This window comes from Methylobacterium sp. GC_Met_2 (genome assembly GCF_026540795.1).
Taxonomy (GTDB): Bacteria; Pseudomonadota; Alphaproteobacteria; order Rhizobiales; family Beijerinckiaceae; genus Methylobacterium.
This window is the reverse complement of sequence record NZ_JALNUM010000182.1, coordinates 1-7,983: the sequence shown is the minus strand read 5'-3', so window position 1 is coordinate 7,983 and position 7,983 is coordinate 1. Positions and strand designations below refer to the sequence as shown.

General features: G+C 71.3%; 7 protein-coding genes. 3 read left to right on the top strand and 4 right to left on the bottom strand.

Annotated elements, in window-relative coordinates:
* Positions 1-152 precede the first annotated feature (152 nt).
* Positions 153-890 (bottom strand): GyrI-like domain-containing protein, encoded by a 738-nt coding sequence (locus OXS49_RS31840; RefSeq protein ID WP_267428547.1) that lies wholly within the window; start codon positions 888-890, stop codon positions 153-155.
* A gap of 234 nt (positions 891-1,124) precedes the next feature.
* Here OXS49_RS31840 and dapF point away from each other — a divergent pair, with 234 nt between their 5' ends.
* Complete coding sequence (gene dapF / locus OXS49_RS31835; RefSeq protein WP_244005750.1) at positions 1,125-2,012, top strand: diaminopimelate epimerase; 888 nt, start codon at positions 1,125-1,127, stop codon at positions 2,010-2,012.
* A complete protein-coding gene (mtaB, locus tag OXS49_RS31830) occupies positions 2,012-3,238 on the top strand; it encodes a tRNA (N(6)-L-threonylcarbamoyladenosine(37)-C(2))-methylthiotransferase MtaB (protein ID WP_267428546.1) in 1,227 nt (408 codons plus the stop codon). The genes dapF and mtaB overlap by 1 nt, the downstream gene beginning before the upstream one ends.
* Here the strand turns inward: mtaB and OXS49_RS31825 are convergent.
* The gene (locus tag OXS49_RS31825; RefSeq protein ID WP_267428545.1) at positions 3,208-3,909 is read right to left on the bottom strand and encodes an RNA pseudouridine synthase; all 702 of its coding nucleotides are present in this window, start codon (positions 3,907-3,909) and stop codon (positions 3,208-3,210) included. The two genes, mtaB and OXS49_RS31825, sit on opposite strands and share 31 nt — an antisense overlap.
* A 57-nt stretch (positions 3,910-3,966) precedes the next feature.
* On the opposite strand from OXS49_RS31825, the gene ftsY reads away from it, so the two are divergent.
* Positions 3,967-5,343 carry a signal recognition particle-docking protein FtsY gene (ftsY, locus tag OXS49_RS31820; RefSeq protein WP_267428544.1) on the top strand — a complete coding sequence of 459 codons (1,377 nt, stop codon included), beginning with the start codon at positions 3,967-3,969 and terminating at the stop codon, positions 5,341-5,343.
* A gap of 56 nt (positions 5,344-5,399) precedes the next feature.
* On the opposite strand, the gene pdeM is transcribed toward ftsY, so the two are convergent.
* Together pdeM and OXS49_RS31810 are read right to left on the bottom strand one after the other, a co-directional pair.
* Entirely contained in the window at positions 5,400-6,113 is a 714-nt protein-coding gene (pdeM, locus tag OXS49_RS31815) for a ligase-associated DNA damage response endonuclease PdeM (RefSeq protein WP_267428543.1), read from the bottom strand.
* A 38-nt stretch (positions 6,114-6,151) separates the two neighbouring features.
* On the bottom strand, positions 6,152-7,983 hold a 1,832-nt coding region (locus tag OXS49_RS31810), incomplete at its 5' end, for a helicase-related protein (protein WP_267428542.1).

The following is a 7,983-nucleotide window of genomic DNA, read 5'->3' as shown; positions in this document are numbered from 1 at the left end:
GCCAGCCGGCGCCGCTGTTCCGGCGCGCGCGGGGCAGCGGCAATCTGTCCGATCAGGGCGCGATGGCTTCGGGATCGGCCTAACGGCCTGCCACGTCTCTCCCTCCCCCGCAGAGGGGGGAGGGAGAGACGTGGAACCGTGGATACGACCCCCTACTTCACCAGCGCGTAGATATTCACGTCGAGATTGTCGTCGGTGCCGTCCTTGAGGTCGGTGGCGTATTCCTCGACGAAGCGGTCCTGCACCACGATGTCCTTGGCATCGAGGTAGGCGGTCAACGTCTCGTAGGTGCTGTCGATCGACTCGTAGGAACCCCTGTGGGCGAAGCGCAGCGCCTTGCCGGAGGGCGTCGTGCCGAAGCGCAGCCCGTCCGGCTCGGCGGGCACGGGGTTCGGCGCGGACGCCACCGGGATCATCGCCTCGAACTCGAAGCCATCGTCGTCGGTGCGGGTGAAGACCGCGAGCGGCCGGCCCGCCGGCGCGACGCCGAGCTTGGCAAGATCCGCCTCGATCCGCGCGAAGGCCTGCTTGAGGTTTACGACCGCCTCCTCCCACTTCGTCTTGCCGGTGACGATGGCGGCCGGCTTGGCGGGCAGCGTCACTTCGTCGACATCGCCCGGCTCGCCGGGCTTGTCGATCAGGGTCGGGCGTGCGGGCGTCCCAACGGCGCTCTGCCCGGCCGGCGGCGGCGCCACCGCCTGCTCGGGCGCCGGCGCCGGGCTCTTGCCCGGATCGGGCGCCGGGTTCGGAGCCGTGGTGGTCGGCAACGGGTTCGTCTGGGCCGGGGACGGTGCGGTCGAGGGCGGGGGAGCCGGCTGCTGGGCGGCCAGCGGGCCGACACCGAGCATGAGACCGACGGACAGGATTGCAAGCGGACGAAGGCGGATCACGATGGGCGCTCCGGACGGGGCCCAGCGGATGGTCCGGGCTTTCCACCACATAGGGTAGCGACGATCGGGATCGCCCGCGAGTGCGACGTGCATCAGTGCTGCGCAGAAGGGTCGCGCAGGAGGGTCGCGCAGGAGGGTCGCGGATGCAGCGCATCTGCCACGACGGCAGGCCACTCGCGCCGACCCGTCGGTTTTGCCATATAGCCGGCCAACCCCTTCCAGCTGCGGGACCGCATGAGCGCACTCGCCCACAGACGCTTCCTGAAGATGCACGGCGCCGGCAACGCCATCGTGGTGCTGGACCTGCGCGGCGCGAGCGCGCGGGTCCAGCCCGGTGAGGCGCGGGCAATCGCCCAGGATCCCGCCTCGTCCTTCGATCAAATGATGGTGCTGCACGATCCCGTGAGCCCCGGCACGGACGCGTTCCTGCGGATCTACAACACCGACGGCTCGGAATCCGGTGCCTGCGGCAACGGCACGCGCTGCGTCGCCTACGCGATGCTCGACGATCCGGCCATGGCCCGCCCCGCCGAGGGGGGCCGGCTGACGCTGGAGACCCAGGCCGGCCTCCTCGGCGTGCGCCGTGTATCGGAGCGCGCCTTCACAGTCGATATGGGCCGGCCGAAGCTTGCGTGGGACGAGATTCCCCTGTCGGAGCCGTTTCCCGATACGCGGCGGATCGAATTGCAGATCGGGCCGATCGACGATCCGGTCCTGCACTCGCCGGCCGTGGTGAATATGGGCAACCCGCACGCGGTGTTCTTCGTCGAGGCCGACCCCGAGACCTTCGATCTCGGCCGGATCGGGCCCATGCTGGAGAACCACCCGCTCTTTCCCGAGCGGGCCAACATCTCGATCGCGCAGGTGACGGACCGCGAGATGATCAAGCTGCGGGTCTGGGAACGCGGCGCCGGGCTGACGCTCGCCTGCGGCACCGCCGCTTGCGCGACCGTGGTGGCGGCCTCCCGGCTGCGGATGATCGGCCGGCAGGCGCAGGTCGCGCTGCCCGGCGGCGAATTGTTCGTGGAGTGGCGGGCTGACGACCACGTCCTGATGACCGGCCCCGTCGCCCTCGTGGCCGAGGGGACGCTCGCGCCGGAATTGTTCTCCGGCCTCGCCTGATGGGCGTCGAGACCCTCACCTTCGGCTGCCGGCTCAACATCGTGGAGTCGGAGGCCCTGCGAGTCCATGCCGGCGCCGACGGGCGCGACCGGATCGTGGTGAACACTTGCGCGGTCACCGCCGAGGCCGGTCGGCAGGCGCGCAAGGCGATCCGCCGGATCGCACGCGAGCAACCGGGGGCCGAGATCGTCGTCACCGGCTGCGGCGCCGAGGTCGAGACCGAACTTTACGCAGCCATGCCCGAGGTGGGGCGCCTCGTCGGCAACGGCGAGAAGCTGCGGCCGGAGGGCTGGTCGGCCGCGGGGGCCGGGCCGGGGGCCGTCATGGCGGTGCGCGCGGCCGATACGACCCGGATCGCCGCCGTCGCCGGGCATACGAGGGCCTTCGTGCCGGTGCAGAACGGCTGCGATCACCGTTGCACCTTCTGCGTGATCCCGTTCGGCCGCGGCCCGTCGCGCTCGGTGCCGGTCGCCGCGGTGATCGCGCAGGTCGAGACGATCGTGGCGCATGGCGGCCGCGAGGTCGTGCTGACCGGCGTCGATCTCACGGCCTATGGCCGCGATATGTCGGGTTCGTCCCTCTCCCTCGGTGCTCTGGTGCGCGCGATCCTCCGGGCAGTTCCGGATCTCGCGCGCCTGCGCCTGTCCTCGATCGATTCCATGGAGGCGGACGCAGCGCTGCTGGCGGCTCTGGCCGAGGAGGAGCGGCTGATGCCGCACCTGCACCTGTCGCTTCAGGCCGGCGACGACCTGATCCTCAAGCGGATGAAGCGCCGGCACAGCCGCGCCGATGCGATCCGCTTCTGCGAGGCGGCGCGGCGGCTGCGCCCCGACCTCGTGTTCGGTGCGGACCTGATCGCGGGCTTCCCCACCGAGACCGAGGACCAGTTCGCGCGCTCCCTCGACCTCGTAGCCGCGTGCGGCCTGACGCATCTGCATGTCTTCCCGTACTCGCCCCGGCCCGGGACGCCAGCGGCCCGGATGCCGCCCGTGGCGCAAGGGGCGATCCGCGAGCGGGCGGCGCGGCTGCGGGAGGCGGGGGCGGAGGCGGTTCGGCGGCACCTCGACGCGCAGGTCGGGCGGCGGCTGACCGTGCTCGCCGAGCGCGGCGGGATGGGACGCGCCGAGGATTTCACGCCGGTGCGGATGGCGGCAGAGACGGAGCCTGGCACCTTGTGCGCGGTCGCCATCGCGGCTCATGACGGCGCACGGCTCATCGCGATCTGAAGCCCCATCCCGGCGACCGCCGCGGCGATGTGGGCCGGCGGCGGCGCCGTCACCGTGATGGCCTCGCGTTTCGGATAGAGCGGGATCGACAACGTCCGCGCATGGAGATGCAGGGCGCTCCCGCGCGGAGCCGCCCCGTAGATCGCGTCGCCGAGGATCGGCCATCCGGAAGCCGCGCAATGCACGCGGAGCTGGTGGGTGCGGCCTGTGACCGGCTTGAGTTCGAGCCACGTGCGCCCGTCCGCCCGGCCGAGGACGCGCCAATGCGTCAGCGCCGGGTCGCCGGCGGGATCGGCCTTCATCCACCACGAGCGCGGATCGTCCGAGCGGCGGGCGAGCGGCAGGTCGATGCGTCCCGCCTCCTCGGCGGGGCCGCCCTCGACCAGAGCCCAGTAGGTCTTGTCCACCGCGCTGCCGGCGAAGAGCTTGCCCAGCCGGGCCAGCGCCTTGGCGTGGCGCCCGAGGGCAAGGCAGCCCGACGTGTCGCGGTCGAGCCGGTGCGCGGCCTCGGGCCGGCGCGGCAGGCCGAACCGCAGGGCGTCGAGATGGTCGGTCAGCGTCTCGCCGCCGCGCGGGCCGGGATGAACCGGAAGACCCGGCGGCTTGTCGATGACGAGCAGCAGGGCATCGCGGTAGAGCAGGCGCGCGCCTATGTCGAAGGCGTTGGACATCGGGATCGGCTAGAGGGTTGATCCCGGATCGGCAAGGTAGGGCGAGGACGCGACGACATGGCGAGCGAGGAGAAGCCCGGCTGGTTCGGACGCCTGTTCGGGCGGAAGGGCCACGACGCGGCCGAGGAGAAGCCCCAGGACACCCCGGAGCCGACGTCCGAGGAGAAGCCCGAGGCGGACCTCCCCGCGGAGGCGGCCTCGCCCTCCGAAGGCCAGCCCGACTTCGCCACCGGGGCGGAGGATGTCGCGACCATTCCGCTGCCGCCGGAGGAGACCGGGGAGCCGGTCGCCGACGTCGTCGAGGGAGCGGACCTCCTGCCGATCGAAGGCGAGCCGGAGCGTCCGCCCGCCGGTACGGCCGGCGACGATCCGGCCCATGGCGCCGACCCGGTCGACACGGGGGATGCGAACCGCGAACCGGTGATCGCGCCGCAGCCCGACATCCAACCGGTCGATTCCGCGGCGGCTTTGGCCCACGATGCCGGCGCCGGGCCGGACCGCGAGCCGGAAGCCAAGGGGTGGTGGACCCGCCTCACGTCCGGGATGAAGCGGACCTCCTCGGCGTTGTCCGAGCGGGTGACGGGCCTGTTCACCAAGCGCAAGCTCGACGCCACGACCCTGGAAGACCTGGAGGACGCCCTGATCCAGGCCGATTTCGGCCTGGAGACCGCGATGCGGATCTCGGAAGCCGTGGGCAAGGGCCGCTACGAGAAGGGCATCTCGCCCGACGAGGTGCGGGCGATCCTGGCCACCGAGGTGGAGCGGGCGCTCGAACCCGTGGCGGTACCGCTGGCAATCGATGCCGGGAACAAGCCGTTCGTGATCCTCACCGTCGGGGTGAACGGGGCCGGCAAGACCACCACGCTCGGCAAGCTCGCCTCGAAGCTGCGGGCGGAGGGCCGCACCGTGATGCTGGCGGCGGGCGACACGTTCCGGGCGGCGGCGATCGACCAGCTCAAGGTCTGGGGCGCGCGCACCGGCACGCCGGTGGTGAGCGGCGCTCAAGGGGCGGACGCGGCCGGCCTCGCCTTCGATGCGCTGAAGCAGGCCCAGGCCGCCGGGACCGACGTGCTGCTGATCGACACCGCCGGCCGGCTCCAGAACAAGACCGGGTTGATGGCCGAGCTGGAAAAGATCGTGCGCGTCCTGCGCAAGCAGGATCCGGACGCCCCGCACGCCACGCTCCTCGTCCTCGACGCGACGGTCGGCCAGAACGCGATCAGCCAAGTGGAGCTGTTCGCGCAGGCGGCGCCGGTCTCGGGGCTCGTGATGACGAAGCTCGACGGCACCGCCCGGGGCGGCATTCTCGTGGCGCTGGCGGCCAAGTTCGGCCTGCCGGTGCATTTCATCGGCGTCGGCGAGGGCGTGGAGGATCTGGAGCCCTTCGCGGCCCGGGATTTCGCCCGGGCGATCGCCGGGTTGGAGAAGGATTAGGTCGCGGCCCGCAGGACATCAGCCGGCCGGACACCGCCGCTACGCTGGGACGCGCGTCAGTCCCGGGCGAGCTGCGCCCGGCCGATCGCGAAGACCCGCCCGTCGCCGAGGAGGTGCGCGTTGAAGCCCTTCGAGAACAGCCCCTCGATCGCCTTGTCGCGGACGTTCAGGCCGCCCGCATAGGCGCCGAAGGCCGGCATCACGAGACGGCTGCCGTCGGTGACGAAGCAGCGGCGACGCACCGCCCGGCCGCGCATCGCGACCTTGCCGCAAGGATGAAGGTGGCCGGCGATCTCGCCGGGCGCCGCCCCGGGGCTCGGCTCGTGGCGCAGGAGGAGATTGCCGAGCGTCAGCGCGTCGGCGTAGCGGCCGCCGACGCCCTCGCTGACCGCGGCGTCGTGGTTCCCGGCGATCCAGACCCAGTCCCGGCCGTCCTGCAGCGCCGCCACCATGGCGCGGTCGCCCGGCTCCATGCGCTCGGGCCCCCGCGCATCGTGGAAGGAATCGCCCAGCGCGACCACCCGGGCGGGATCGTGGCGGATCACCGCCTCGTGCAGGCAGGCCAGGGTCTCGCGGGTGTCGTAGGGCGGCAGGAACTGGCCGGACCGGGCCGCATAGGAGGAGCCCTTCTCCAGATGGAGATCGGATACGATCAGCGTCCGGTGCTCCGGCAGCCAGAGGCCGCCGCACAGGTCGAGCATCAGCGTCTCGCCCGCGAGCTGAAGGATCGGGTGCTTGGAAGTCTTCTCGAGTCTCAGGCCGGCCGCCAAGATCGCATCCTCGTCGTCGGGGGAGGGCGGATCGACGGTCAGGACAGGGCCTCTTGAAGAAGCTCCGCCTCGGCCTCGGCCAGGATCTCGTCGGCGCCCTCGCCGTAGACCCGCTCACGCCCGATCTCGAGCATCACGGATACGGAGAGCGGCGAGACCCGGTCGAGAGACCTGTGGATGATTCGCCCCTGGATGCGCTCTAGCATCATGCCGAGGCGCCTCACGTCGAGGAGTCCGGTTGCCGCATCCTGCCGCGCCGCCCGCAGCAGCAGGTGGTCGGGCTGGTGCTTGCGCAGCACGTCGTAGATCAGATCGGTCGAGATCGTGACCTGCCGGCCGGACTTCTTCAGACCGGGATGGTGCCGCTCGATCAACCCGGCGATCACCGCGCATTGCCGGAAGGTGCGCTTCATCATCGCCGATTCGTCGAGCCAGGCCTCCAAATCGTCGCCCAGCATGTCGACCGCGAACAGGTCGCCGATGAAGTCCGGATCGAGGGCGGCACGCTCGGCGACGTCGCGGGTCGTCCAGATCGCGATGCCGTAATCGTTGGCCGCGAAACCGAGCGGCCGCAGGCCATCGCGCTCCAGCCTGCGGGTCAGCAGCATGCCGAGCGTCTGGTGGGCGAGACGGCCCTCGAACGGGAAGGCGGTCAGGTAGTGGCGCTTGCCCCGCGGAAACGTCTCGACCAGCAGGTCACGCTCGCCCGGCAGGACCGAGCGGCGGCGCTGCTGCTGCAGGTACGCGCCGATCTGCTCCGGAAGCCGGTCCCATTCGAACGGATCGGCGATCAGCGCCCGGACCCGCGCGGCCAGGAAGGTCGAGAGCGGGAACTTCGAGCCGGCATAGGACGGGATCGCCGGATCGGTGTCGGGCGGGGCGCGGGTCACCAGGCACTCATCCTCGGCGAGTCCCTCAAAGCGCAGGGTCTCGCCCGCGAACAGGAAGGTGTCGCCGACGGTGAGCGTCTCGGCGAACTCGTCCTCGATCTCGCCGAGCACCCGGCCGCTCTTGGGCAGGACCGTGCCGGGTTTTCCGCGCAAGGTACGCCCCAGACGGACACGTACCCGCGCCGCCTCGACGATCGTCCCGACATTCATCCGATAGGCCTGCGCGGTCCGGGCATCGCGCACCCGCCAGAGCCCGTCGGGCCCCCGCAGGATCTTGGCGAAGCGCTCGTAGGCGCGCAGCGCGTAGCCGCCGGTGGCGACGTAATCGACCACCTGCTCGAAGGATTCCCAGGTGAGGTCCGCATAGGGTGCCGCCGAGACGATCTCGTCGTAGAGGTCGAGGGGGTCGAAGGCGTCCGCGCAAGCCATGCCGAGGACGTGCTGGGCGAGCACGTCGAGGGCGCCCAGACGGGCATCGGGGGTGTCCTGCGCGGCCTCCTCCACGGCGTCGAGCGCCGCCTGACATTCCAGCATCTCGAAGCGATTGCCGGGGACGAGATAGGCCTTCGATGGCTCGTCCATCCGGTGGTTGGCGCGGCCGATCCGCTGCATGATCCGGCTCGCGCCCTTCGGCGCGCCGACATTGACCACGAGATCCACGTCCCCCCAGTCGATGCCGAGGTCGAGGGTCGCGGTGCAGACGATCGCGCGCAGCTGCCCCGCCGCCATGGCGGCCTCGACCCGGCGGCGCTGCTGCGCATCGAGCGAACCGTGGTGGATCGCGATCGGCAGCGCATCCTCGTTGAGCCGCCACAGCTCCTGGAACGTGTACTCGGCCTGGAGGCGCGTGTTCACGAAGACCAGCGTGGTGCGGTGCTCCTTGATCAGCGCATAGATCGCCGGCATCGAGTGCCAGGCGGTGTGGCCGGAGATCGGCAGCGCCCGGCCGAGGTCGAGCATGCGCAGATCCGCCTTGGCGC

Excerpts from the sequence above, each read along its gene's own strand:
- dapF (WP_244005750.1), top strand. The coding sequence starts at position 1,125 with ATGAGCGCACTCGCCCACAGACGCTTCCTGAAGATGCACGGCGCCGGC.
- ftsY (WP_267428544.1), top strand. The coding sequence starts at position 3,967 with ATGGCGAGCGAGGAGAAGCCCGGCTGGTTCGGACGCCTGTTCGGGCGG.
- mtaB (WP_267428546.1), top strand. The coding sequence starts at position 2,012 with ATGGGCGTCGAGACCCTCACCTTCGGCTGCCGGCTCAACATCGTGGAG.
- OXS49_RS31825 (WP_267428545.1), bottom strand. The coding sequence starts at position 3,909 with ATGTCCAACGCCTTCGACATAGGCGCGCGCCTGCTCTACCGCGATGCC.